Genomic DNA, 25,709 nt, shown 5'->3' on the forward strand with positions numbered 1-25,709 from the left:
TCTGATCGCGATTGTGTGTCGAATGAAGAATCCTGTAGGAGTGAGCCTGCTCGCGATAGGGCCAGCAGGCCCTACCCACATTTCAGGCCCTCAGTGTCTTTCGAGGGCATTCACCAGGTCATGGAACGCTTCCCGGTTGGAATCGTTCAGGCCCATGAGGATCTTGTGCGCTTCGAGCACCTTGATCCGCACCACTTCTTCCGACTGGTCCTGATCAGGCAGGTCGTCCAGGCACTCCGGGCATGGCACCGGGTGGTTGACGATGTTGAACACCTGCTCGAAACCCATCGATTGCAGCAGACGGGTGATGTCTTCGTGGGTGGTGACGACGGTCGGCAGCAGGCCGACCTTCTGCCGCGACAGGATCGACAGTTTGGCCAACAGGCCCAACGTCGTGCTGTCGATGCTGCGGGTTTCGGTCAAATCGATCACGATCGCGTTGAAATTCAGCGCGGTGAAGATTTTCTCAATAGTCGCATCCAACGCCGAACACAGGGTCAGGCGAACTTCACCGACGAACTTCAGGACGAAGGTGCCGTCCTGCTCGGCGAACTGGATTCTACCGGTACTCATTAAAGATTCCTGCTCAACACCAACAGGGCGATATCATCCGGCATCTCCCCTAGCGTGGCCAATCCAAACACTTGCCGCAGACCATCCAGGCTGCCGCCCGCCGACTTCACCCGTTGAGGCAAAGCGGCTTCTTTTTCTTTGAGCGTAGGTTCTGGCAAAAGATCCAGAATGCCATCGGACATCAGCGTCAGGCTGAATGTCGGCGGCAGCTCAAGCACGTGGTCTTCGTAGGTGGCTTCATTGAAGAGGCCCACCGGCAGACCACGCCCTTCGAGATAACGAACACTGTCAGGCGTGTACAACACAGGCAACGGCAGATGGCCGCCGATGCTATAGGTCAACAAACCGGTCTCCTCGTCGATGACTCCACCGACCATTGTGACGTGTTTACCCAGCTTACAACTGATCAGCCCCCGGTTGATATGACCAAGGACTTCAGAAGGTTTGAATTCCGGCAATGTGCCGTTGCGCTTGGATTCGAACAGCAAGCGCGTGGTCATGAACTTCAGCAGCACGGTGACGAAGGCTGAAGAAGCGCCATGCCCGGATACATCGGCCAGGTAAAACGCGACCCGGCGCTCGTCGACACGGAAATAGTCGACAAAATCACCCGACAGGTACAACGACGGGATGATCTGGTGCGCGAACTTGAACTCGTCGATGCTCCACGGGCTTTCCGGCAGCATGTTCATCTGCACCTGGCGACCGGCGTTCTGGTCTTCCTGGAGCAAGTTCAGACTGGCTTCAAGCTCACGGTTGGCCTTTTCCAGCTTCTCGCGATAGCGCTGGTTTTCCAGCAGCAGGCGCGCACGATCGAGGGCCCGGCGCACAGAGTGCTCGAGCACAGCCAGATCTTCGAGAGGCTTGATCAGGTAATCCGCCGCGCCCAGGCGCAGGGCCTCGACCGCGTCGTTCATCACGCCGGCACCCGACACCACGATCACCGGCGTTTGCGGCGATCGCTCGGTGACCTGACGGATCAGTTCGAGACCGCCCATCTGCGGCATGCGCAGATCGCAGATGACCAGGTCGGGCGTGTCTTGCTCGAATACCTGAAGACCCTGTTGGCCGTTGCTGGCCTGCAGGACGCTGAAACCACTGTCTTCCAAATAGGCCGCGAGGCTCGCGCGCACTACTTCGTCATCATCGATTATCAGCAGCGTGGCACTGGTTTTTGGCATGTGGGCAAACGGCGCCAGAATTAGGTTGGCGTAGTTGGCGGGGCATCTGGCCCTGCGCAGACTACTGGATTCGCTTTCTAGCCTCTCTGCTGCACCGCTTTCGAGCATTGACTGCAAACGCGGTTGCACCAGAGGTGCCCTTCTAAGGCGCAGACGGTACTCCCATCCGCAGAGCGTTTCAAGCATGCGCCGATGGTCGCTTGACGACTTTACTTGTCAAATCACCGAGAGTTATAAGAACAGCTCAAACCGTAACCCAATGGAAGGACGAACCTATGAGTCAAACCAGTCGGGACTACAGCGAAAAGCGCGATTTCATCCGCATGCGGGTCGATGCCGATGTCGTGTTGATTCATGAAGGGGATGAAGTTTCAGGGGTGTGCATCGACCTCTCCAGCAGTGGCATGCAGGTCGAAGCGCCGCGCCAGTTCGCCGTCGGCGACCGTTTGAGCGTACGCATCGACTCCGACCACGCGGCACTCACTGGCCTTGAGGCCGAGACCGAAGTGGTCTGGATTCGAGCACAGGATGACGGCGGCCAGAAACTCGGTCTGACCATCCTGAAGATGAAATAGCTACACACAAAAAAGGCGACCCTGAGGTCGCCTTTCTTTTTACCGGTCGAGATTAAAAATCGTCTTCGACCTGGCCATCCTTCACTTTGAATTCGCGGTTCTGCAAGTAAGCGTTGCGGATGAAGGTGTACTTGTCGCCGCTGATCAGCTTCTCGCTCGACAGCAGGCTGGCGCGGGTGTCGACGATGTTCAGGCCGAAGATCGAATTACGCGCTGGCACGTCGTCGATGTAGCGGTACATACCGGTGTAGCTGTCGACGTATTTCGACGGTGCATCACGCAGGGTGCTTGGGCCGAGCAATGGCAGCATTACATACGGACCGCTGCCGACGCCCCAGTAACCGAGGGTCTGACCAAAGTCTTCATCGCTGCGGTTCAGGCCCATTTTGGTGCCGACATCAAAGAAGCCGAGCAGACCGAACGTGGTGTTGAAGATCAGACGTGCAGTGTCGACGCCAGCGGCAGCCGGTTTGGCCTGCAGGATGTTGTTGGCAAGGTTGGTGACGTCGCCGACGTTGCGGAACATGTTGTGAATGCCGTCTTCGAGAAACTGCGGTGTAACGAACTCATAGCCCTGCGCCAATGGCTTCAGCGCGTAGGTGTCAACGAAGTCGTTGAACTGGAAGATCGGACGGTTGACGCTTTCCCAAGGGTCTTCTTCCGTTGCCGCCTGAGAGGCAAACGGGGCCAGCAACAGGCCGGCACATACACAAAGCTGAGCGAGCGGATTGCTCCAGCGCATAGAAAAACTCCTTGGAATGGTACTGTCGCGGACCTCTGGGTCCGGGTATTCAGGTCGCTAGTATAAGCGCAAAAGCCCGTTTGGACAGTCTGCGCAATGAAGCAGTCTGTAGGACGCTTCGCGCGTCGCCTTCACACCGCTGTCATCCAACTGTCACTGAGACGCCCTAGCCTGATCGTTATTTCAGGGACGTTGCCATGACACACGCCGAAACCTTGCCCGTCGCCGCCCCCAGCCTGACGGCCGTACTGTTCGGACTCAGCGGTTGTCTGGTGGATTTCGGTGCTCGCGCCCGGCAACAGACGATCGCCCTGCCCGAGCATGCCGAGCCCACACCCGGCGCACTCGACAGCCTGCACAGCCTGCAGCGCCAGCAGATTCCCTGCGCCTGGCTGGATGAATTGCCCCCGCCCCTCGCGCAAGCGTTGTCGGTCTCATTGCCAGCGTGGATCAAACCTGCGCAACATTCGGCAACAATCAACCCATGGCCCGCCCCGAACGCCTGTTGGCAAGCATTGATGACGCTGAACGTCGGCAGCCTGGACGGTTGCGTGCTGGTCAGTGGCGAACCGCGCCTGCTGGAAGCTGGACTGAATGCCGGCCTGTGGACCATCGGCCTCGCCTCCTGCGGCTCGCTCTGCGGCCTGGCACCTCAGGAATGGCAAGCCTTGAGCCAGAAAGAACGCGAACACTTGCGTGGCAAGGCCACCGTGCAGTTATTCGGGCTGGGCGTGCATTCGGTAATCGATCACCTGGGCGAACTCGACACCTGCCTGGCGGACATCCGCCTGCGCCGCCTCAAAGGCGAAAAGCCCTGACCGGGATCATGCAGGTTTGCCGGGAGTGGATTAATCTAAAGGTCAGCCATAGACCTTTGGCGCGCGGCTGCGGTCAATGCCAGTGCCTATTGATAAAAGGAAAACACCATGCCCGCCCAAGAACTGCAAAAACAGCTCGAGACCCTGCGCGAGCAGCTGGAGCAGAATCCGCCGCTGTCGGAAGTTGAGCGTGAGGATTTGCATGCGCTGATGAAGCAGATTGAATCGGAAATCAAACTTGAAACTGCCACGCAAGACGCTAGCATCGCCGATGGCGTGAATCTGGCGGTTGATCGCTTCGAACTCGAACACCCGGCGATTGCCGGCACCCTGCGCAACATCGTCAACGCGCTGGGTAGCATGGGGATCTGATTCCCTCCGCAACGCAAAAAGCCCTGCCATCACTGGCAGGGCTTTTTCATTTCTACAACTTGAAACACCGTCTCCTGTGGGAGCGAGCCTGCTCGCGAAGGCGTCGTGTCAGTCGACATCATCGTTGAATGACACACCGCTTTCGCGAGCAAGCTCGCTCCCTCATGGGATATCGCACATTCCGGATCTTTATTGACGTACGAGCCGGTGGTTCGGCAGCTGTACGCTTTCGGTGCTGCGATACGGATTGATATCCAGACCACCACGACGCACGTAACGTGCAAATACCGTTAATTTCTCGGGTTTCAACAAGCGCTGCAGATCGAGGAAAATCCGCTCCACACACTGCTCATGGAAGTCCGAATGCTGACGGAAGCTGACGATATATTCCAGCAGACTCGCATGATCCAGTGCCGAGCCACGATATTCCACCACCACCGTGCCCCAGTCTGGCTGGCTGGTCACCGGGCAATTGGATTTGAGCAGATGGCTGTGCACGCTCTCTTCCACAATCCGCGAATCATCGCAACGCAGCAGTTCCGGGCGCGGATGCTCATAGTTGCTGACGCTGATATCCACATCGTCGATGCACACGCCCGGCAACGCCACGACGCCTTCCGCTTCGACGTCCTTCAAGCTGCGTACCCGCACGCCCACCGGTTTGCCGGCGGCGGCCGACAAATCCTTGACCAGCGTCGCCTCCAGGCTCGCAACGTCGGCAAACGCCGTCTGGTTCAGCGAGTTCAAATACAACTTGAACGACTTCGACTCGATGATATTCGGCGAATCCGCCGGAATACTGAATTCGCCGATCGCCACCACCGGCTTGCCAGACGGCAGCAGCCACGACAGCTCGAAGCAGTTCCAGAAATCCACACCTTTATACGGCAGGGTTTCGGCGGTCAGGCCCAGTTCGGCCCATTTCGCGGTGCGCGGAATCGGGAACAGCAGGGACGGCGTGTATGTGGCGATGTATTCGCTGGATTTGCCCAGCGGCGAATGTTCGGCTGCGGGATGCATGGCGGAAACCTGACTGAAGAATCAGCGGATTCTACCAGTCTTTGCCCGCGCCTTTGAGTGCTTACTGACTGACCGTCAGTTTGCCGACCATGCCCGCCTGATAATGCCCGGGAATATTGCAGGCGAATTCCAGGCTCGTGGCCTTGCTGAAGGTCCAAGTCAGCTCGGCAGTTTTGCCCGGCTCGACCAACACGCTATTGGGGTCATCGTGCTTCATGCCGTGGCCCATCGCTGCGTGATCCATGCCAGCCATGTCGTGGGACATTTCCTTCATACCGGTAGGCGTAAGCATGCCGCTTTGCTGCATCTGCAACATTTCCTGCTGGTGTTTGGCGTGCATCGCTGCGTCACCGAGGTTGAATTCGTGCAACAACTGGCCTTTATTCACCAGCACAAATCGAACGGTCTCACCGGCCTTGATCTGAATCGCCTTGGGGTCGAACGACATGTCGTTCAACACCACTTCAATGCTGCGCGTGGCGTTGGCGGCAGGTGCTGGCTGGCCAAAATCGTAGGTGTGAGCTGGCGCGGCCCACACTGGCGAACTCAGCGCCAACAGACAGGCAGCCAACGTCAGGGATTGGCGTAAAAACATGGTCGTTCTCCAACAAGATAAGGTTCAGCCTGTGGGAAACTTTAGCCGGCCTGCGCTGGCATCTACCTGACAGGCAGATTACAACTTTGTCAGGTTGGCGCTTACCGCACGCGCTCACGATATAAAGCCTTAGTTACTACAACCCGAGTTGCCCATGAAACTGTTGATCGTCGAAGACCAAGCGAAAACCGGCCAATACCTGCGCCAGGGCCTGACCGAGGCCGGGTTCAATACGGAGCTGGTGGCCGATGGCAACAGCGGTCAGCAACTGGCACTGAGCGGTGATTATGCGCTGCTGATCCTCGACGTGATGCTGCCGGGCCGCAACGGCTGGCAGATTCTGCAAGCGGTGCGCAGCGCCGGGCTGGATACGCCGGTACTTTTTCTGACGGCCAAAGACGCCGTGGAAGACAGGGTGCATGGCCTGGAACTGGGCGCCGACGACTATCTGGTCAAACCGTTCGCCTTCTCCGAACTGCTGGCGCGGGTGCGCAGCCTGTTGCGTCGCGGCAGTGCTACACCGCAAGAAACCAGCCTGCAATTGGCCGATCTGCGTCTGGACCTGATTCGCCGTCGGGTCGAACGCAGTGGCCAACGCATTGATCTCACCGCCAAGGAATTCGCGCTATTGGAAATGCTTCTGCGTCGTCAGGGTGAGGTGCTGCCGAAATCGCTGATCGCCTCACAGGTCTGGGACATGAATTTCGACAGCGACACCAATGTCATCGAAGTGGCGATCCGCCGTTTGCGTCTGAAAATCGATGACGAATTCCCCAACAAACTGATCCACACCGTGCGCGGCATGGGTTACGTGCTCGAAGAGCGTGGCGCCTGATGCGTCGTTTGTCCCTGAGTTCACGCCTGGCCCTGTTGTTTGCCGCCTGCACGGCAGTGGTTTCGCTGTTCGCCGGGGTGTTGTTCAACCGTGCCAGCGAAGCGCACTTCATTGAACTCGACCAGCAACAACTGGACGGCAAACTGATCGGCCTGCGCCGCGCCTTGCAGGATCTTCAACCCGGCCAACGTGAAGCACGGCTGGCGGATGAGCTGAGTCGCCAGGCTGATCTATCGCTGCGCATCACTGGCGGCGACGGCCAACGCTGGTACGACAGTTCGACGCAAATCCCCAAGGATTTACCGCAACAATCCGGCCTGTCGACAGTTAGCAACGACGGCAGCGACTATCGCGTACTCAACGCCCCGCTCTACCCGGACAAAGCCGATTCACCGCAATTGTCCTTGTTGCTGGACATCACCCATCACCAACACTTCCTGCAACGCATGCAGCACCTGATCTGGCTGACCGTCGGTCTCTCGGCGCTGGCCACTGCCTTGCTCGGCGCCTGGGCGGCCCGCAGCGGCTTGCGTCCGTTGCGGCGCATGAGCGCGGTCGCCCGTGGGATTTCCGCCCAATCGCTGAATGCCCGACTGCCGGAAGCGCAAATGCCGCCCGAGCTTGCGGAAATGGCCCACAGCTTCAACGCCATGCTCGCACGCCTCGACGATTCGTTTCAGCGGCTCTCGGCGTTTTCCGCCGACATCGCTCATGAGCTGCGCACGCCATTGTCGAACCTGCTGACTCACACTCAAGTCACCCTCACCCGCCCTCGGCCGATCGAGGATTACCGCGAAGCGCTGCACAGTAACCTCGAAGAGCTGCAATGGATGGCGCAACTGGTCAACGACATGTTGTACCTGGCCAAAGCGGACCACGGCTTGCTGATGCCCAAGCGCGAAGCGCTGGAACTGGCGGATGAAACGGATGTGCTTTTGGAGTTTTTTGCGCCGCTGACGGAGGACGCCGGGGTCAAGCTGACGCGCGAGGGCAATGCGCGGATCGAAGGTGATCGCAGCATGTTACGCCGGGCGCTGTCGAATTTGCTGGATAACGCACTGCGGTTTACCCCGACTGAGGGCTATGTGAGCTTGCGGATCGTTGAGCAACCGAACGCTGTGCGCGTTTCAATAGAAAACAGTGGCGAGGGGATTTCTGCGGAGCTGCTGCCACGCTTGTTCGACCGGTTTTATCGGGCCGATCCGGCGCGGCAGGAAGGCAGCAGTGAGCATGCGGGATTGGGGCTGGCGATTACTCAGTCGATCGTCCGCGCCCATGGTGGGCAGATTCATTGCGAATCTGAAGCAGGATGGACGCGGTTTGTGATTGAGTTGCCCAAGGGAGATTGAGGCCAGCAGTTCCGGCCCCTTCGCGAGCAAGCTCGCTCCCACATTGGATCTGCGTCGTTCACAAATCCCCTGTGGGAGCGAGCCTGCTCGCGAAAGCGGCCTGTCTGCTTACGAATATCTCAGGGCGTGAGCCGGCTCGATCTTCGCCGCCCGCCAAGCCGGATACACCGTAGCCAGAAAGCTCAGAATAAAGCCCGCCGAGCAGATCAACAGCACGTCCCCACCCTGCAATTCCGACGGCAAATTGCTGACGAAATACACATCCGAACTGAAGATATGCTGCCCGCTGACTCGCTCGATCCAGCCCACGATCTGACTGACATTCAGCGCGGCGATCACGCCCAACACGCCGCCAATGATCGTGCCGACAATACCGATCACCGTGCCTTGCACCATGAAGATCGCCATGATCTGCCGTGGCGTGGCGCCGATGGTACGCAAAATAGCGATGTCCGCGCCTTTGTCGTTCACCACCATGATCAGCGTTGCGATGATGTTGAACGCCGCCACCGCGACGATCATCAGCAACAGCAGGCCGATCATGGTTTTTTCCATTTTCATCGCGCTGAACAGGCTGCCCTGGGTGTGAGTCCAGTCATCAGCCTTGAACTCGGCGCCCAAGCCGGCGGCGATGTCCGAAGAGACTTTCGGCGCGGCGTAGAGGTCTTTCACCGCCAGACGCACGCTCTGCACCTGATTCGGCTGCCAATGCTGCATGGTCGCGGCGTCAGCCACATGGATCAGGCCCATCGAGCCATCCAGTTCGGCGCCAACCTTGAACACGCCAACAACGTTCAAACGCTGCATGCGCGGGGTGATGCCACCCGGCGCAGTGCTGACTTCCGGGACGATCAGGGTGATCTTGTCGCCAACATTGAGACGGAAACGGCGGGCGGTGATTTCGCCAATCACCACGCCGAACTCGCCGGGCTTCAAGGCATCCAGACGGCCCTGCACAATGTGCTGGGCAACGATAGAGACCTTGCCTTCCTGCTCCGGATCGACGCCGCTGATCTGGATCGGCTGCATCAAGCCCTTGTAGGAGAGCATGCCTTCCATCTCAGTGAACGGCACGGCGGCAGTCACTTCAGGATTTTTCATCGCGGCGGCGGCCACCGGCTGCCAGTCATCGATCGGCTTGACGCCAACGATGGTCGCGTGGGGCACCATGCCGAGGATGCGCGAGCTCATTTCGCGCTGGAAGCCATTCATCACCGACAACACCACGATCATCGCCAGCACGCCGAGGGCGAGGCCGATCATCGAGGTCATCGAAATGAACGAAACAAAGCGATTGCGGCGCTTGGCGCGGGTATAGCGCGTGCCGATAAAGATCGATAACGGTCTGAACATTCGCTGGGGCACCGTATAAAAATAAAAGACCCGACGCCTTTACAGACGTCGGGTTTCAGCCAGTCAGATAGGCGTGAGGCAACCTTCTTGCAGGTGCAGTACGCGATCCATCTGGCGGGCCAGGTTCATGTCGTGAGTCACCACCAGGAACGCCGTGCGCATGGAGGTGCTGAGTTCCAGCATCAAATCCTGAATGCCTTGGGCGGTGTGGGAGTCGAGGTTGCCGGTTGGCTCGTCGAGCATCACCAGGCCCGGCTTGTTCACCAGGGCGCGGGCGATGGCCACACGCTGACGTTCACCGCCGGACAGTTCCGCCGGTTTGTGCTCCAGGCGATGACCGAGGCCGACACGCTCCAGCAACGCCGTGGCGCGCTGACGCGCTTCCGGGATCGGCGTCTTGCCGATCAGCAGCGGCATGCAGACGTTTTCCAGTGCGGTGAATTCCGGCAGCAAGTGGTGGAACTGGTAAACGAAACCGAGCGCACGGTTACGCAGCAGGCCACGCTTCTTCTCGCTCAGCGCCGACAGTTCTTCACCGTCGAGCCAGACGCTGCCCTTGGTCGGCGTATCGAGGCCGCCGAGCAGGTTGAGCAAGGTACTTTTGCCCGAACCCGAGGTGCCGACGATCGCGACGCGCTCGCCCGGGTGTAACTCCAGTTGCAGGCCGGCCAGTACTTCTACCGATTCCGGGCCTTCCTCGTAAGATTTGCCCAAGTTGCGGCAGCTCAGGATTGCTTGTTCACTCATGCCCGACTCACTCATAACGTAGCGCCTCCGCCGGCTGGGTGCGCGCGGCACGCCAGGCTGGATACAGGGTGGCGAGGAAACTCAGGACCAACGCAGCGGCGCAGACCATGACCACATCCTGGCTCTGCACCTGCGACGGAAGATAATCAATGAAATACACGTCAGCATTAAGGAATTTGTGGCCGATCAGGCCTTCCAGTGCCGAGATCGCCGCGCTGACATTAAGCGCCGCGAAAATACCCACCACCGCGCCAATCGCCGTGCCGACCACACCGATCACCGTGCCTTGCACCATGAACGTGCGCATGATCGTGCCCGGCGTCGCGCCCAACGTACGCAGAATGGCGATGTCGCCCTTCTTGTCGTTGACCACCATCACCAGCGTGGAAATGATGTTGAACGCAGCGACGGCGACGATCAGCAACAACAGCAGGCCGATCATGGCTTTTTCCATACGGATCGCCTGATACAGATTGCCGTGGGTGCGGGTCCAGTCACGGGCGTAGTAATGGTCTTCGCCAAGCTGCTGGGCGATGTTCCACGCCACACGCGGTGCCTGGAACAGGTCGTCGAACTTCAGGCGAATGCCCTGCACCTGATCAGGCTTCCAGCGGTGCATCTTCGCCAGATCCTGCAGGTTGGTCACGCCCAGATAGCCATCGAGTTCGCCAGCGCCGACATGGAAAATGCCGACCACGGTGAAGCGCTTCATGCGCGGGAACATCCCGGCCGGGGTCACGCTGACCTCCGGCGCGACAAAGGTGACCTTGTCACCGATGCCGACGCCGAGCTTGGTCGCAGCCTTGTCGCCGATGACGATGCCGAAACTGCCCGGCGTCAGATCGTCGAGTTTGCCCTGTTTCATGAAGTTGTCGATGATCGACACATTGCGCTCGAGCGCAGGGTCGATGGCGTTGAGCAACACCTTGGACACCTGACCGTTATTGGTCAGCAGGCCCTGCATCTGCGTAAACGGCGCTACCGCCGTCACCTGCGGGTTCTGTTTGACCTGAGTCGCCAGGCTTTGCCAATCGTTGATCGGCTCGGTGGATTCAATGGTCGCGTGGGGCACCATGCCCAGCACGCGGGTGCGCATCTCATGATCGAAGCCGTTCATCACCGACAACACGACGATCATCACGACCACGCCAAGGGCGAGCCCGATCATCGAAGTCAGGGAAATGAATGACACAAAATGATTGCGACGCTTTGCACGGGTATAACGCGTGCCGATAAATACGAAGAGAGGTCTGAACATGTCGGGGCTTGTTCGGAGGGAAAAGGAACGTCCTTGTGGCGGGGGTCGATAACCAGCTTTACACTCAGACCACCGCCGCTACCATGGGTTCGCCATGTCGACATTAGATGAAGAAGATCGCCGCGAATACTACCGTATCGAGGACACGATCGCACTGGAAATTCGGCCCCTGTCTGCTCCCGAAGCCGCAGGCCAGGAAGTGTTGCAGGATGCTTCCCCACTGTTCAACCTGCTCAGCGAACTGCACCTGAGTGAATTCGAGTCGCAACACCTGTTGCGGCAGATCAGCGAGCGTGACCGGGCCATTGCCGCGTTCCTGAAATCCCAGAACAAACGCATCGACCTGCTCAGCCAAGTGGTCGCCCTGACCGTGCTCGGCCATATCGGCGAGCCGCAACCGGTGATCATCTCCGAAGGCGGGATCGACTTTCAGCACCCGACACCGATTGCCACCGGCGCTCACCTGTCAGTGAAACTGGTGCTGATGCCGCAAGCGCTGGGCCTGTTGCTGCGTGCCCGCGTCACCCATTGCGACCGCAAGGGCGAAGGTTATGACATCGGTACCGAGTTCGAACACCTGACCGATGCACAGCGCCAGTTACTCGCCCGCTATATCTTGCAGAAGCAGGCACAGGAACGACGTCTGGCCCGCGAACAGAACGAATCAGGCATTTAAATTAAGGAAGCACCGTGACCCTCATCTACGGCCACCGCGGCGCCAAGGGCGAAGCACCGGAAAACACCCTGAGCAGTTTTCAGGAATGTCTCAAGCACGGCGTGCGCCGTTGCGAACTCGATCTGCACCTGTCCAAGGACGGCGAGTTGATGGTCATCCACGACCCGACCCTCAAACGCACTACGGAGCGGCGCGGCAAAGTCGTCGAACACACCGCCGCCGAGCTGGTCACTTACGACGCGCGCAAGGGTGGCCCGGGCTGGATCAAGCCGTGCCCGATTCCGACGCTGGAAGAGTTGTTCGAGAAGTGTGATTTCGAGCATTGGCAACTGGAGGTCAAAAGCGCTTCACGTACTCGCGCCGCAACCACGGTGCTGGCGATTCGTGAAATGGCGCAACGGCATGGCCTGCTCGACAAGGTGACGATCACCTCGAGTTCGCGGGAAGTGCTGAAAGCGGCGCTGGATCTGGTGCCGGATGTGTCACGCGGATTGGTCGCCGAATACGCCTGGCTCGACCCATTGAAAGTCGCGGCCAGCTATGGCTGTGAGATTCTCGCGTTGAACTGGACGCTGTGTACGCCGGAACGCCTGCAGAAGGCGCAGCGTCAGGGGCTGCATGTGTCGGTGTGGACCGTCAACGAGCCTGCGCTGATGCGCAGACTCGCCGACTTCGGCGTTGACAGCCTGATTACAGACTTTCCCGGTTTGGCCACTGCCACCCTCGAGAATTGCTGAAATCGGTCTCCCCGGCCGGCTCAGGCCACCGGCCGGAGCCCGTCAAAAAAGCCGGTTGAGGCCATCGTACGCCGCTACCCGATAGGCTTCGGCCATGGTCGGGTAGTTGAACGTGGTGTTGACGAAGTACTTCAGGGTATTCAGTTCGCCCGGCTGGCTCATGATCGCCTGGCCGATGTGAACGATCTCCGACGCCTGATAACCGAAGCAGTGAACGCCCAGCACTTCCAGGGTTTCACGGTGGAACAGGATCTTCAGCATGCCTTGCGGCTCGCCGGCGATCTGCGCACGCGCCATGCTCTTGAAGAACGCCTTGCCGACTTCGTACGGCACTTTGGCCTGGGTCAGTTCCTGCTCGTTCTTGCCGATCGAGCTGATCTCCGGAATGGTGTAAATGCCGGTCGGTACATCATTCACAAAGCGCCAGCTACCGTTGTCAACGATGCTGCCGGCAGCCGAACGGCCCTGGTCGTGGGCGGCACTGGCCAGGCTCGGCCAGCCGATCACGTCACCGGCACCGTAGATGTTCGGCACGCAGGTGCGGTACGCCTCGTCGACCTCGATCTGGCCACGGCTGTTGACCTTGACGCCGATGTTTTCCAGGCCCAACTGGTCGGTGTTACCGGTCCGGCCGTTGCACCAGAGCAAGGCATCGGCCTTGATCTTCTTGCCGGACTTGAGGTGCAGGATCACGCCGTTGTCGACGCCTTCAACGCGATCGTAATCTTCGTTGTGGCGCACGGTGATGTTGTTGTTGCTGAAGTGGTAGCTCAACGCCTGGGAGATTTCCGAGTCGAGGAAGCTCAGCAACTGACCACGGTTATCAACCAGCTCGACCAGTACACCCAGACCACTGAAGATCGACGCGTATTCACAACCGATCACGCCGGCGCCGTAAACGATCAGTTTGCGCGGGGTGTGGCCGAGGCTGAGGATGGTGTCGCTATCGTAGATACGCGGGTGGTGGAAATCGATGTCCGCCGGGCGATACGGGCGCGAACCGGTGGCGATGATGATGTGCTTGGCCACCAGTTTCTCGACCACACCGTTGGCGCAAACCACTTCGATGGTTTGCTCGTCGGCGAAGCTGCCGGTGCCGAAGAACACGTCGACGCGGTTACGGGCGTAGTAGCCGGTACGCGAAGCGACTTGTTTGGAAATAACCTTTTCAGCGCTTTTCAACACGTCCGGGAAGGAGAACCAGCGTGGTTCGCCGATCGCCCGGAACATCGGGTTAGTGTTGAACTGCATGATCTGCCGCACCGAGTGACGCAGTGCCTTGGACGGGATGGTGCCGAGGTGGGTGCAGTTGCCGCCGACCTGGCGACGGCTGTCGACCATCGCGACCTTGCGCCCTGCTTTGGCGGCGTTCATTGCCGCGCCTTCTCCCGCCGGGCCGGAACCCAGCACCACCACGTCGTAGTTGTAGACAGCCATGCGTACTCCTCAGAACAGGCCGCGGTGCCAGCAGCACCGGCGGCTAAATCACGCCGAACGGCGGCGCGAAGGAACAATTGGGGGTCAATCAAGAACCCGGACACAGTCTATAGAAGCGTCAACGCCGCGCACATTAACCCTTGGTCGCGTCGTAGGCTACTTTTGCCTGCACTACAACGCCAGCTTTCGTATTGTTCTCAGTCAGTTTTCTTGCCACTGAGGCGCTCGAAAGCCGTATTGGTACGAACGACAAAACCTGTATCGGCACGAATCACAAAGAATGCACCAATGTCATGTTTTTCGGCATAGTCCCACGCCCTTTCCGGGCCAAGAATCAGCAACAGCGTCGATAGGCCATCTGCCATCAGCGCTGAAGGATGAATCACCGTGACGGACGCCAGGTCGTGTAGGACCGGTGCGCCGGTACGCGCATCGAAGGTGTGGGAATAACGCCGGCCGTTCTGCAGGAAATAGTTGCGGTAGTCGCCGGAGGTGGAAACGCCGTAGCCGTCGACATTGATAATGCGCTCGGTCATCTGTTGATCGTCACGAGGCTCTTCCAGCGCGATGCGCCACGATGAGCCGTCAAGCTTTCGACCCTTTGCCTTTAGCTCACCCGTGGCTTCAGCGAGGTAATCGTGGATGCCCATGGCATCGAGCCGTGCCGCGATGGTGTCGACGGCATAACCGGCGGCGATGCTGTTGAAATCGACTTCGACGGCGGCGTCCTTGCACAACTGCTCGCCATTGATGCGCAAGTGCTGATAACCGACGCGCGACATCACCTCGGCGAGTGCGGCGGCGCCAGGGACTTTCTCTTCGCGCCCCTGCGGGCCGAACCCCCAGAGATTCATCAGCGGTTCGACAGTCAGGTCGTAGGAGCCTTCGCTTTGCGTTGACAGCTGTTCGCCTGTGCGGACCAGTTCAAGTACCGCTGCAGGCATTTTCTGACAGCTGTTGGCGGGCAAAGCGTTGAAGCGCTCGATGTCCGAATCGTTGCGATAGGTGGATAACTGCCGATCGACTTCGCCGAGGATCCCCTCCACTTCACCGCGAACTTGCTTCGGCTCGGGCAAGCCGGCGCGGCGCACATATTTGATTGAATACGTGCTGCCCATGGTCGGCCCACCAAGGCTTTCCATGGAATCGCCATTGCCGCAGCCAGCCAATATGCCAGCCAGAATCACAAGCCCCAGCAACCGTCCAGTGAACAATTATTCATCTCTCCGTAAAACCGCGACGGCCATTATGAATTAAAGGATCCGCAACATCTTTATACAAAATCCAATAGTGAGTACCTGAACATGTCCTCCACCACGGGCAAAGGCAAAGCGATTTTTCGCGTTGTCAGCGGCAACTTCCTCGAAATGTTCGACTTCATGGTCTACGGCTTTTACGCCACAGCCATTGCCAAGACCTTCTTCCCCACCGACAGCGCCTTCGCTTCGCTGATGCTTTCGCTGGCAACCTTTGGTGCCGGCTTCCTGATGCGACCGCTCGGGGCGATTTTCCTCGGCGCCTATATCGACCGCCATGGCCGTCGCCAAGGGCTGATTATCACGCTGGCACTGATGGCTGCCGGTACGGTGCTGATTGCCTGTGTGCCGGGCTACGCCACCCTCGGCGTCGCCGCGCCACTGATCGTGCTGTTCGGTCGCTTGCTGCAAGGCTTTTCCGCTGGCGTAGAACTGGGCGGCGTATCTGTCTATCTGGCAGAGATCGCCACCCCAGGCCGCAAGGGCTTCTTTGTCAGTTGGCAATCCGCCAGTCAGCAAGCGGCAGTGGTTTTCGCCGGCCTGCTCGGGGTCGGCCTCAACCACTGGCTGAGCCCGGAACAAATGGGCGACTGGGGCTGGCGCGTGCCGTTCCTGATCGGCTGCATGATTGTGCCGGTAATCTTCGTCATTCGCCGCTCGCTGGAGGAGACGCCGGAGTTCCAGGCCAGAAAACACCGCCCTACCCTGCAGGAAATCGTCCGCTCGATCGGTCAGAACTTTGGCATCGTCATCGCCGGCATGGCGTTGGTGGTGATGACCACGGTGTCGTTCTACCTGATCACCGCGTACACCCCGACGTTCGGCAAGGCTGAGCTGCACCTGTCGGATTTCGACGCGTTGCTGGTGACGGTGTGCATCGGCCTGTCGAACTTCTTCTGGTTGCCGGTGATGGGCTCGGTGTCTGACAAGATCGGCCGTAAACCCCTACTGCTGGCGGCGACGATTCTGGCGATCCTGACCGCCTACCCGGCGCTGTCGTGGCTGGTGGCGAACCCGAGCTTCAGCCATTTGCTGATTGTCGAGTTGTGGCTGTCGTTCCTCTACGGTTCGTACAACGGCGCGATGGTGGTGGCGCTGACCGAGATCATGCCGGTTGAAGTGCGTACGACCGGCTTCTCGCTGGCTTACAGCCTGGCAACCGCGACGTTCGGCGGGTTTACCCCGGCGGCGTGTACTTACCTGATTCATGTGCTGGACAACAAGGCTGCGCCGGGGATCTGGCTCAGTGGTGCGGCGGTGTTGGGATTGATAGCGACGCTGGTATTGTTCCGCGGTAATAAGCATGAACTGCGCACCGCGCAAGCGGCCATACCCGGCGGCACTCGATAGAACGCTTTCGCGAGCAGGCTCGCTCCCACACTGGATCTGTGTCGCTCAGAAAATCCCCTGTGGGAGCGAGCCTGCTCGCGAAGAGGCCGGTACTGACAACACAGTTCTAAAAGGCACACAAACAAAAACGCCCCGACCTAAGCCGGGGCGTTTTCATTTGCAAAGAGTGCTTAGCGCGGGAACGCTGGCGGGTTTACACCGGCCATGTCTTCCATCACGCGAACCACCTGGCAGCTGTAGCCGAACTCGTTGTCGTACCAGACGTACAGAACAACGCGGTTGTCCTGAACGATGGTCGCTTCAGCGTCGACCACACCGGCGTGGCGCGAGCCCACGAAGTCAGTCGAAACCACTTCCTGCGAGTTGACGAAGTCGATTTGCTTGTGCAGATCGGAGTGCAGCGCCATGTAGCGCAGGTACTCGTTCATCTCTTCACGGGTGGCGGCTTTCTCAAGGTTGAGGTTGAGAATGGCCATCGACACGTTTGGCGTCGGAACGCGGATCGCGTTACCGGTCAGCTTGCCGGCCAGCTCAGGCAGGGCCTTGGCAGCAGCGGTGGCAGCACCGGTCTCGGTGATCACCATGTTCAGCGCGGCGCTACGGCCACGGCGATCGCCCTTGTGGAAGTTGTCGATCAGGTTCTGGTCGTTGGTGTACGAGTGAACGGTTTCGACGTGACCGTTGATGATGCCGAACTTGTCATTCACAGCTTTCAGCACCGGCACGATGGCGTTGGTGGTGCAGGAAGCGGCGGACACGATCTTGTCGTCAGCGGTGATTTCGTTGTGGTTGATGCCGTGAACGATGTTCTTCAGCTTGCCTTTGCCAGGCGCGGTGAGAACAACGCGGTCGATACCCGGGCAGGCCAGGTGCTGACCGAGGCCATCGGCGTCACGCCATACACCGGTGTTGTCCACCAGCAGCGCGTCTTTGATGCCGTACTGGGTGTAATCCACCTCGGTCGGGTTCTTCGCGTAGATCACCTGGATCAGGTTACCGTTGGCGGTGATGGTGTTGTTTTCTTCGTCGATGGTAATGGTGCCGTTGAACGAACCATGGACCGAATCGCGACGCAGCAGGCTGGCGCGCTTGGTCAGGTCGTTGTCGGCGCCTTTGCGCACGACGATGGCACGCAAACGCAGACCGTCGCCACCACCGGTTTTCTCGATCAGGATGCGCGCCAGCAAACGGCCGATACGACCGAAGCCGTACAGCACAACGTCTGTGCCTTTACGTGCGGAAGCGTTTTGCTGGCCAACCACGTCAGCCATTTCTTCACGAACGAATTGCTCGGCGCTGCGGCCATTGCCTTCGTTACGGAATTTGAACGCCAACTTGCCCAGGTCTACCGAAGCCGCGCCGAGCTTGAGCTCGCTCATGGCCTTGAGCAGTGGGAATGTTTCGTGGACGGAGAGTTCGCTGTCGTCGGAAGAACGGTGGCGCGCAAAGCGGTGAGCTTTGAGAATCGCGATGACAGACTGGTTGATCAGGCTGCGGCCATAGATCGAGCTCACCACGTTGTTATTGCGGTAGAGCTGACCGATAAGCGGAATCATCGCTTCTGCGAGTGCTTCACGGTCGATCCATTCACCAAGACACTGGTCGGGCTTCTGAGTCACGGTAACCTTCCACATGTAGGGGCAGAAAAAAGGGGCTACATTATGCCGCCGACAACCTCATTCAGCAATGCGCGCTTGTCGCGAAATCGGTAACAAAATCCCGTTCAAAAAAATTACGCCTCGCGCCAGCCCAGTAAAACCGGGGCTTTCAGCGCAGTCAATTTTTCGACGACTGTTAGACGATGTCTGTAACCCTCCGTAACACCAGCCACTTTCGGCACTACATAATCGCTAAAAAACCGCTGGTTTTTATGGTTACCACTACATTTCGCGCAAACATCGAAGATAGACGTAGTCTGCAACTGACAGGCGGCACCGGACGCCGCTACAATTACCGACTTTGTCGCAAAGCCTGGAGCTCAACCTTCCGTGCCCGTTCTGCGTCTACCGCTACTCCCTGCCGAGGCAGGTAAACAGCATTGGGGCAATCTGCCCGGTGCTGCCCTCAGTCTCGCGATTGCCGAGGCTGCCAGCGCTGCCAAGCGCTTCACCCTGCTACTGACCGCCGACAGCCAGAGCGCTGAACGACTGGAACAGGAGCTGAGTTTCTTCGCCCCGGATTTGCCCGTGCTGCATTTCCCTGACTGGGAAACCCTGCCGTACGACCTGTTCTCGCCGCACCAGGACATCATTTCCCAGCGCATCGCCAGCTTGTATAGGCTGCCAGAGCTGGCGCATGGCGTGCTGGTGGTGCCGATCACCACAGCGTTGCACCGGTTGGCGCCGACCAAGTTCCTGCTCGGCAGCAGCCTGGTGCTGGATGTCGGCCAGAAGCTCGATGTTGAACAGATGCGTGCGCGGCTCGAAGCCAGTGGCTATCGCTACGTAGACACGGTTTATGAGCACGGCGAGTTCACCGTTCGCGGCGCACTGATCGATCTATTCCCGATGGGCAGCAAACTGCCCTATCGCATCGACCTGTTCGACGACGAAATCGAAACCCTGCGTACCTTCGACCCGGAAAACCAGCGCTCCATCGACAAGGTCGATTCGGTCAAGCTGCTGCCGGCCCGTGAGTTTCCGCTGCAGAAAGACGCAGTCACCCGCTTCAAGGCGCGTTTCCGCGAGCGTTTCGACGTGGATTTCCGACGCTGCCCGATCTTTCAGGATCTGAGCAGCGGCATCACCCCGGCCGGGATCGAGTATTACCTGCCGCTGTTTTTCGACGAAACCTCGACGCTGTTCGATTACCTGCCGCAGGACACGCAAGTGTTCTCGCTGCCGGGCATCGAGCAAGCGGCGGAAAATTTCTGGAACGACGTGCGCAATCGTTATGAAGAGCGCCGCGTCGACCCTTCGCGTCCTTTATTGCCGCCGGCAGAATTGTTCCTGCCGGTGGAAGACTGTTTCGCCCGTTTGAAGAGCTGGCCACGTGTGGTCGCCAGTCAGCAAGACGTGGAAACCGGCGTCGGCCGCGAACGCTTCCCCGCGCAGGCACTGCCGAATCTGGCGATCGAAGCCAAAGCCACACAACCGCTGGCGGCGCTGTCGGCGTTCCTCGATGAGTTCCCCGGTCGCGTGCTGTTCACCGCCGAATCCGCGGGCCGTCGTGAAGTCCTGCTGGAGTTGCTTGAGCGCCTGAAGCTGCGACCGAAAAATGTCGACAGTTGGCCTGATTTTGTCGCGAGCAAGGATCGTCTGGCGATCACCATTGCCCCGCTCGACGAAGGCCTGATGCTGGATGAGCCGGCGCTGGCACTCGTCGCGGAAAGTCCGCTGTTCGGTCAGCGTGTGATGCAACGTCGTCGCCGCGAGAAACGCAGCGACGTCAGCAATGACGCGGTGATCAAGAACCTCACCGAGCTGCGCGAAGGCGCGCCGGTGGTGCACATCGATCACGGTGTCGGCCGCTATCTGGGCCTGACGATTCTGGAAATCGACAATCAGGCGGCCGAATTCCTCACCCTCGAATACGCCGAGAACGCCAAGCTTTACGTGCCCGTAGCCAACCTGCATTTGATCGCGCGTTACACCGGTAGCGACGATGCGCTGGCCCCGCTGCACCGCCTTGGTTCGGAAACCTGGCAGAAGGCCAAGCGCAAAGCCGCCGAACAGGTGCGCGATGTTGCCGCTGAACTGCTCGATATTTACGCCCGGCGTGCCGCTCGCGAAGGTTATGCATTCGCCGACCCGAAAGCCGATTACGCGACGTTCAGCGCCGGGTTCCCGTTCGAAGAAACCCCGGACCAGCAATCGACCATCGAAGCCGTGCGCGAAGACATGCTCGCGCCGAAACCGATGGATCGTCTGGTCTGCGGCGACGTCGGTTTCGGCAAGACCGAAGTGGCCATGCGTGCGGCATTCATCGCCGTGCACGGCGGTCGTCAGGTGGCGATTCTGGTGCCGACCACCCTGCTCGCCCAGCAACACTACAACAGCTTCCGCGACCGCTTCGCCGACTGGCCCGTGACAGTAGAAGTAATGAGCCGCTTCAAATCGGCCAAGGAAGTGAACGCGGCGATCGCCGATCTGGCTGAAGGCAAAATCGACATCGTCATTGGCACGCACAAGCTGCTATCCGACGATGTGAAAATCAAAAACCTCGGGCTGGTGATCATCGACGAAGAACACCGTTTCGGTGTGCGTCAGAAAGAACAGCTCAAGGCCCTGCGCAGCGAAGTCGACATTCTTACCCTGACCGCCACGCCGATTCCGCGCACGCTGAACATGGCGGTGTCGGGCATGCGCGACCTGTCGATCATCGCCACGCCGCCGGCGCGACGCCTGTCGGTGCGCACTTTCGTCATGGAGCAGAACAAGAGCACGGTCAAAGAGGCCCTGCTCCGCGAACTGCTGCGCGGCGGCCAGGTTTACTACCTGCACAACGATGTGAAAACCATCGAGAAGTGCGCCGCCGATCTCGCCGAACTGGTGCCGGAAGCCCGCATCGGCATCGGTCACGGACAGATGCGCGAGCGCGAACTCGAACAGGTGATGAGCGACTTCTATCACAAGCGCTTCAACGTGCTGATCGCCTCGACCATCATCGAGACCGGCATCGACGTGCCGAGCGCCAACACCATCATCATCGAGCGCGCCGACAAGTTCGGCCTGGCACAACTGCACCAGTTGCGTGGTCGTGTCGGCCGTAGTCACCACCAGGCTTACGCCTACCTGCTGACGCCGCCGCGCCAGCAAATCACCTCGGACGCGGAAAAGCGTCTGGAAGCGATTGCCAACACTCAGGATCTCGGTGCCGGTTTCGTCCTGGCGACCAACGACCTGGAAATCCGTGGTGCCGGCGAACTGCTCGGCGATGGCCAGAGCGGGCAGATTCAGGCCGTGGGCTTCACGTTGTATATGGAGATGCTGGAACGCGCGGTGAAGTCGATCCGCAAGGGCGAGCAACCGAACCTCGATCAGCCGCTGGGCGGTGGCCCGGAAGTCAACTTGCGAGTGCCGGCGCTGATTCCGGAAGACTACCTGCCGGATGTTCACGCGCGTCTGATTCTGTACAAACGCATCGCTTCGGCCACCGACGAGGAAGGCCTCAAGGATCTGCAAGTCGAGATGATCGACCGTTTCGGCTTGTTGCCGGAACCGACGAAGAATCTGGTGCGCATCACGGCGTTGAAATTACAGGCTGAGCAACTGGGTATCAAGAAGGTCGATGGCGGGCCGCAAGGTGGGCGCATCGAGTTCGAAGCGCAGACGCCGGTCGACCCGATGACGCTGATCAAGCTGATCCAGAGCCAGCCAAAACGCTACAAATTCGAAGGCGCGACGATGTTCAAATTCCAGGTACCGATGGAACGTCCGGAAGAGCGCTTTAATACTGTAGAGGCGCTGTTTGAGCGCCTCCTCCCGAAATCTGTTTGAAGGACGCCCAATGCGCCTGTTCCGCTCAGTCACTTTGCTACTTGCTTTGGTAGCCCCTTCGGCTTTCGCCGATGACCTGTATCAGGTCGAAATGATTCTGGTGCGCCAGAACGCTGTGCCGGCAATCGTCAGCCGCGCCGCGCCGGAAGACTGGGCCGCTGGCGCCCAGCGTTTGAGCGACGACAGCAAACGCACACCGGCGTTGAACGACGTTGTCAGCAAACTCACGGCCAGCGGCGACTACAGCGTGCTGATGCACAAGGCCTGGCAGCAAACCCTTGGCGAAGCACCGGCAAAAGTGGCGGTCAGCGACGGTCAGGAGCAGTTCGGTCAATTCCCGATCGAGGGCACGCTGGAAATGAAACTGGGACGTTTCACCGATGTGAACGCCGATTTCTGGGTCAATCAGATCGACGCCAATGGCCTGGTCACCGCCAGCGAGCGCCTGAAGCAGGACAGCCACACCAAAAATGGCCAACTCAACTACCTGGACAACGGCCATCTGGCCTTGCTGATCAAGATCACTTCCCTGACCGCGCCAGCGCCACGGGAAGCGCCTGAAGCGATTCCGGACTGATCGAAGTCCTTATGTCCCCGCCCCTGAGTAAACCGTTGGCACCCTCCTGGGTCAGCCGATTCAAGGAACAGAGCCTGGAGCGTGGCCGCCGCTATGCCCTGGAAAACCGGGTACGCATCGCCCAGGCCGGCGATGCGACCATCACCGCCAGTTGCGAAGGCTCTGGCGGTAACGTTTACCGCCAGACCATCCAGCTGCGCGAATCCGCCAAAAACACCCTGCTGCTGGTCGATGCCAGCTGCACGTGCCCGGTTCGCAGCAACTGCAAACACTGCGCAGCGGTGCTGCTGAAAGTGCAGGAAACCCTCGATTACCCGGCCGCCGCCAAAGACGCCGAACTCTTGGAAAAGCTGCAAGCCGTGCTGGAAAACCGCAGCCCGAAGGCGCCACCGCAAGTGCTGGTCGACAATGTGCAGCCACTGCCACGCCTATGGCTGGCCAGTGTCGAGTTCAGTGCCTTCGAACCGCGCAACGGCAAGATGCAGCGCTACATTCAGCATCGCGCGGCGCTTTCGTTCAGCTACCTTGACGAGTACGTCAGCGGGCAGAAGAACAGCGATATCCTGATTCGCCAGGAAAGCCAGACGCTGCGCGTCAAACGCCATCCGGATGTCGAGCAGTCGTACCGCGAACAGTTGCGCATCCTCGGCTTTCGCATCGCCACCCGCCAGAGCAAAGCCCTGCCGGAAAGCGCCGGTGAACTGTACGAGATGGTCAATGACAGCGCCTGGCTGACGTTCACCCTCAACGACCTGCCGAAACTGCGCAGCCAAGGCTGGGAATTGCAGATCGATGAGGAATTCGGCTTCGATCTGACCGCTGTGGATGACTGGTACGCCACCGTCGAGCAGGTGCCGGAACGCGATTGGTTTGATCTGGAACTGGGGATCATCGTCAATGGTGAGCGCCTGAGTCTGTTGCCTATCTTGCTCAATCTGATGCGCTCGCACGCGGAAATCCTCAATCCGGAACGCTTGGCGCGCCGTCGCGATGACGAGCTGATTCTGGTCAACATCCCGCAACGCACCAGCGAGCATGGGCCGCTGCAAGTGGCTTTGCCGTTGGGCCGGTTGAAGCCGGTATTGATGACGCTCGGCGAGTTCTATTTGCAAGAGCCGGGCGAAACCACCCTGCGCTTGAGCAAGGCCGACGCCACCCGCCTGAATTCGCTGGAAGGCCTTCCGCTGCTGTGGGAGGGCGGCGAGCAGATCCGCACGTTTGCCCAACGCCTGCGCGATATTCGTGATTTCAGCGCAGAGGCGCCTGAAGGCTTGAATGCTACGTTGCGCCCTTATCAGCTCGAAGGCTTGAGCTGGATGCAGTCGCTGCGGCAACTGGAAGTCGGCGGGATTCTTGCGGATGACATGGGGCTGGGTAAAACCCTACAGACCCTGGCGCATATTCTCAGCGAGAAAATCGCCGGACGCCTCGATCGCCCGTGCATGGTAGTGATGCCGACCAGCCTGATTCCGAACTGGCTCGATGAGGCGGCGCACTTTACCCCGCGACTGAAAGTGGTTGCCCTGTATGGCGCCACTCGCAAAAAGCATTTCGATAACCTGGCCGACTTCGACCTGATCCTCACCACCTACGCCCTGCTGCCGAAAGACGTCGAACGTCTGGCCAAACAGCCGCTGCATGTGCTGGTGCTGGATGAAGCGCAGTACATCAAGAATCCGAACAGCAAAGCCGCTCAAGCCGCCCGCGAACTGAATGCGCGTCAGCGCTTGTGCCTCAGCGGCACGCCGCTGGAAAACCACCTGGGCGAGCTGTGGTCGCTGTTTCACTTCCTGCTGCCGGGCTGGCTCGGCGACGTAAAAAGCTTCAACGCCGATTACCGTGTACCAATTGAAAAGCGCGGCAGTGAAGTCAGACTTCAGCACCTCAACGGTCGGATAAAACCGTTTCTGCTGCGCCGCACCAAGGAACAAGTGGCGACTGAGTTGCCGCCGAAAACCGAGATCATCCATTGGGTCGATCTCAACGAAGCGCAGCGCGATGTGTATGAAACCATGCGCCTGGCGATGGACAAGAAGGTCCGCGACGAGATCACCCGCAAAGGCGTGGCGCGCAGCCAGATCATCATTCTTGAGGCGCTGCTCAAGTTGCGTCAGGTTTGCTGCGATCTGCGCCTGGTCAATGACGCCACCCTGCCCGCTCGCGGCAGCACGTCAGGCAAGCTCGACAGTTTGATGGAAATGCTCGAGGAGTTGTTTGAGGAAGGCCGGCGGATTCTGCTGTTTTCGCAGTTCACTTCGATGCTGTCGTTGATCGAGGAAGAGCTGAAAAAACGTAACGTGTCCTACGCGCTACTGACCGGCCAGACCCGGGATCGGCGCACGCCGGTGAAGGAATTCCAGAGTGGCAAGCGTCAGATCTTTCTGATCAGCCTGAAGGCCGGCGGCGTCGGTTTGAACCTGACCGAGGCCGACACAGTGATTCATTACGACCCGTGGTGGAACCCGGCCACCGAGAATCAGGCGACGGATCGCGCCTATCGGATCGGCCAGGAGAAACCGGTGTTCGTCTACAAGATGATTGCCCGGGGCACCGTGGAGGAGAAGATTCAGCACCTGCAAAAGGAAAAATCCGACTTGGCAGCGGGCGTGCTGGATGGGCGCAAGGCTGGGGACTGGAAGTTGCAGAGTGATGATATCGAGGCGTTGTTTGCGCCGTTGCCGGATAAGTCCGACAAGCGTTGATATCTGCGTCGCCTGTTAGATAGCTTTCGCGAGCAGGCTCGCTCCCACACTGGATCTGTGGCGTTCACCAATCCAGTGTTCACAGGAATCTTGTGAATCACACAAATCTAATGTGGGA

Annotated in this window: 22 protein-coding genes; 11 read left to right on the top strand and 11 right to left on the bottom strand. The window is 59.3% G+C overall.

The window, feature by feature from the left end:
• Nucleotides 1-90 precede the first annotated feature (90 nt).
• Nucleotides 91-573: an anti-sigma factor antagonist RssC gene (rssC, locus tag HU754_RS20475; RefSeq protein ID WP_003226553.1), complete on the bottom strand. Its 483-nt coding sequence runs from the start codon at nucleotides 571-573 to the stop codon at nucleotides 91-93.
• Nucleotides 573-1,754 carry a two-component system response regulator RssB gene (gene rssB, locus HU754_RS20480; RefSeq protein ID WP_016986724.1) on the bottom strand — a complete coding sequence of 394 codons (1,182 nt, stop codon included), beginning with the start codon at nucleotides 1,752-1,754 and terminating at the stop codon, nucleotides 573-575. Before rssB ends, rssC begins: the two co-directional genes overlap by 1 nt.
• Nucleotides 1,755-2,029: 275 nt before the next feature.
• On the opposite strand from rssB, the gene HU754_RS20485 reads away from it, so the two are divergent.
• Nucleotides 2,030-2,329, top strand: a complete 300-nt coding sequence (locus tag HU754_RS20485; protein WP_186624453.1) for a PilZ domain-containing protein — start codon at nucleotides 2,030-2,032, stop codon at nucleotides 2,327-2,329.
• Nucleotides 2,330-2,381: 52 nt separating this feature from the next.
• Here HU754_RS20485 and HU754_RS20490 read toward each other — a convergent pair whose 3' ends face one another.
• Nucleotides 2,382-3,071, bottom strand: coding sequence for an MlaA family lipoprotein (locus HU754_RS20490; RefSeq protein ID WP_093433716.1), 690 nt, complete (start codon nucleotides 3,069-3,071; stop codon nucleotides 2,382-2,384).
• Nucleotides 3,072-3,268: 197 nt separating this feature from the next.
• On the opposite strand from HU754_RS20490, the gene pcrP reads away from it, so the two are divergent.
• Nucleotides 3,269-3,889 (top strand): HAD superfamily inactivated hydrolase PcrP, encoded by a 621-nt coding sequence (pcrP, locus tag HU754_RS20495; RefSeq protein WP_186624454.1) that lies wholly within the window; start codon nucleotides 3,269-3,271, stop codon nucleotides 3,887-3,889.
• Between the two features lie 108 nt (nucleotides 3,890-3,997).
• Nucleotides 3,998-4,261: a DUF4404 family protein gene (locus tag HU754_RS20500; RefSeq protein WP_186624455.1), complete on the top strand. Its 264-nt coding sequence runs from the start codon at nucleotides 3,998-4,000 to the stop codon at nucleotides 4,259-4,261.
• A 189-nt stretch (nucleotides 4,262-4,450) separates the two neighbouring features.
• Here HU754_RS20500 and queF read toward each other — a convergent pair whose 3' ends face one another.
• Together queF and copI are read right to left on the bottom strand one after the other, a co-directional pair.
• Nucleotides 4,451-5,281, bottom strand: coding sequence for an NADPH-dependent 7-cyano-7-deazaguanine reductase QueF (gene queF, locus HU754_RS20505; RefSeq protein WP_186624456.1), 831 nt, complete (start codon nucleotides 5,279-5,281; stop codon nucleotides 4,451-4,453).
• 61 nt (nucleotides 5,282-5,342) lie between these two features.
• Nucleotides 5,343-5,876, bottom strand: coding sequence for a copper-resistant cuproprotein CopI (gene copI / locus HU754_RS20510; RefSeq protein WP_186624457.1), 534 nt, complete (start codon nucleotides 5,874-5,876; stop codon nucleotides 5,343-5,345).
• A gap of 154 nt (nucleotides 5,877-6,030) precedes the next feature.
• On the opposite strand from copI, the gene HU754_RS20515 reads away from it, so the two are divergent.
• Both HU754_RS20515 and HU754_RS20520 read left to right on the top strand, forming a co-directional pair.
• Nucleotides 6,031-6,711, top strand: a complete 681-nt coding sequence (locus HU754_RS20515; protein ID WP_116256588.1) for a heavy metal response regulator transcription factor — start codon at nucleotides 6,031-6,033, stop codon at nucleotides 6,709-6,711.
• Entirely contained in the window at nucleotides 6,711-8,060 is a 1,350-nt protein-coding gene (locus tag HU754_RS20520) for a heavy metal sensor histidine kinase (RefSeq protein WP_186624458.1), read from the top strand. Before HU754_RS20515 ends, HU754_RS20520 begins: the two co-directional genes overlap by 1 nt.
• Nucleotides 8,061-8,168: 108 nt before the next feature.
• Here HU754_RS20520 and HU754_RS20525 read toward each other — a convergent pair whose 3' ends face one another.
• The 3 genes from HU754_RS20525 to HU754_RS20535 all read right to left on the bottom strand — a co-directional run bounded on the left by HU754_RS20525 (nucleotide 8,169) and on the right by HU754_RS20535 (nucleotide 11,418).
• Nucleotides 8,169-9,413: a lipoprotein-releasing ABC transporter permease subunit gene (locus HU754_RS20525; RefSeq protein ID WP_186624459.1), complete on the bottom strand. Its 1,245-nt coding sequence runs from the start codon at nucleotides 9,411-9,413 to the stop codon at nucleotides 8,169-8,171.
• A gap of 63 nt (nucleotides 9,414-9,476) precedes the next feature.
• Complete coding sequence (gene lolD / locus HU754_RS20530; RefSeq protein ID WP_007910506.1) at nucleotides 9,477-10,175, bottom strand: lipoprotein-releasing ABC transporter ATP-binding protein LolD; 699 nt, start codon at nucleotides 10,173-10,175, stop codon at nucleotides 9,477-9,479.
• Nucleotides 10,168-11,418, bottom strand: a complete 1,251-nt coding sequence (locus HU754_RS20535) for a lipoprotein-releasing ABC transporter permease subunit (RefSeq protein WP_034156426.1) — start codon at nucleotides 11,416-11,418, stop codon at nucleotides 10,168-10,170. Before HU754_RS20535 ends, lolD begins: the two co-directional genes overlap by 8 nt.
• A gap of 94 nt (nucleotides 11,419-11,512) precedes the next feature.
• Here HU754_RS20535 and HU754_RS20540 point away from each other — a divergent pair, with 94 nt between their 5' ends.
• On the top strand, nucleotides 11,513-12,094 hold the full coding sequence (locus tag HU754_RS20540; protein ID WP_007910502.1) for a PilZ domain-containing protein: 582 nt from the start codon (nucleotides 11,513-11,515) through the stop codon (nucleotides 12,092-12,094).
• Nucleotides 12,095-12,108: 14 nt separating this feature from the next.
• Nucleotides 12,109-12,831, top strand: coding sequence for a glycerophosphodiester phosphodiesterase (locus HU754_RS20545; RefSeq protein ID WP_007910500.1), 723 nt, complete (start codon nucleotides 12,109-12,111; stop codon nucleotides 12,829-12,831).
• 42 nt (nucleotides 12,832-12,873) lie between these two features.
• On the opposite strand, the gene sthA is transcribed toward HU754_RS20545, so the two are convergent.
• Nucleotides 12,874-14,268 carry a Si-specific NAD(P)(+) transhydrogenase gene (gene sthA / locus HU754_RS20550; protein ID WP_064117858.1) on the bottom strand — a complete coding sequence of 465 codons (1,395 nt, stop codon included), beginning with the start codon at nucleotides 14,266-14,268 and terminating at the stop codon, nucleotides 12,874-12,876.
• A 197-nt stretch (nucleotides 14,269-14,465) separates the two neighbouring features.
• Nucleotides 14,466-15,410: an FAD:protein FMN transferase gene (locus HU754_RS20555; protein ID WP_437182490.1), complete on the bottom strand. Its 945-nt coding sequence runs from the start codon at nucleotides 15,408-15,410 to the stop codon at nucleotides 14,466-14,468.
• 162 nt (nucleotides 15,411-15,572) lie between these two features.
• Between HU754_RS20555 and HU754_RS20560 the strand changes: the two genes are divergently transcribed.
• On the top strand, nucleotides 15,573-16,874 hold the full coding sequence (locus HU754_RS20560; protein ID WP_186624460.1) for an MFS transporter: 1,302 nt from the start codon (nucleotides 15,573-15,575) through the stop codon (nucleotides 16,872-16,874).
• A gap of 170 nt (nucleotides 16,875-17,044) precedes the next feature.
• Here HU754_RS20560 and HU754_RS20565 read toward each other — a convergent pair whose 3' ends face one another.
• Nucleotides 17,045-18,508, bottom strand: coding sequence for a glyceraldehyde-3-phosphate dehydrogenase (locus HU754_RS20565; protein WP_186624461.1), 1,464 nt, complete (start codon nucleotides 18,506-18,508; stop codon nucleotides 17,045-17,047).
• Nucleotides 18,509-18,862: 354 nt separating this feature from the next.
• On the opposite strand from HU754_RS20565, the gene mfd reads away from it, so the two are divergent.
• Genes mfd through HU754_RS20580 form a run of 3 tightly spaced genes read left to right on the top strand, consistent with a single transcriptional unit; the run spans nucleotide 18,863 to nucleotide 25,591 of the window.
• A complete protein-coding gene (gene mfd / locus HU754_RS20570; RefSeq protein ID WP_093433689.1) occupies nucleotides 18,863-22,312 on the top strand; it encodes a transcription-repair coupling factor in 3,450 nt (1,149 codons plus the stop codon).
• Between the two features lie 10 nt (nucleotides 22,313-22,322).
• Complete coding sequence (locus HU754_RS20575) at nucleotides 22,323-22,889, top strand: CsiV family protein (protein WP_093433687.1); 567 nt, start codon at nucleotides 22,323-22,325, stop codon at nucleotides 22,887-22,889.
• A gap of 11 nt (nucleotides 22,890-22,900) precedes the next feature.
• Complete coding sequence (locus tag HU754_RS20580) at nucleotides 22,901-25,591, top strand: DEAD/DEAH box helicase (protein ID WP_186624462.1); 2,691 nt, start codon at nucleotides 22,901-22,903, stop codon at nucleotides 25,589-25,591.
• Nucleotides 25,592-25,709: the final 118 nt, after the last annotated feature.

The sequence above is a fragment of the Pseudomonas zeae genome, assembly GCF_014268485.2.
GTDB classification, from domain to species: domain Bacteria; phylum Pseudomonadota; class Gammaproteobacteria; order Pseudomonadales; family Pseudomonadaceae; genus Aquipseudomonas; species Aquipseudomonas neuropathica.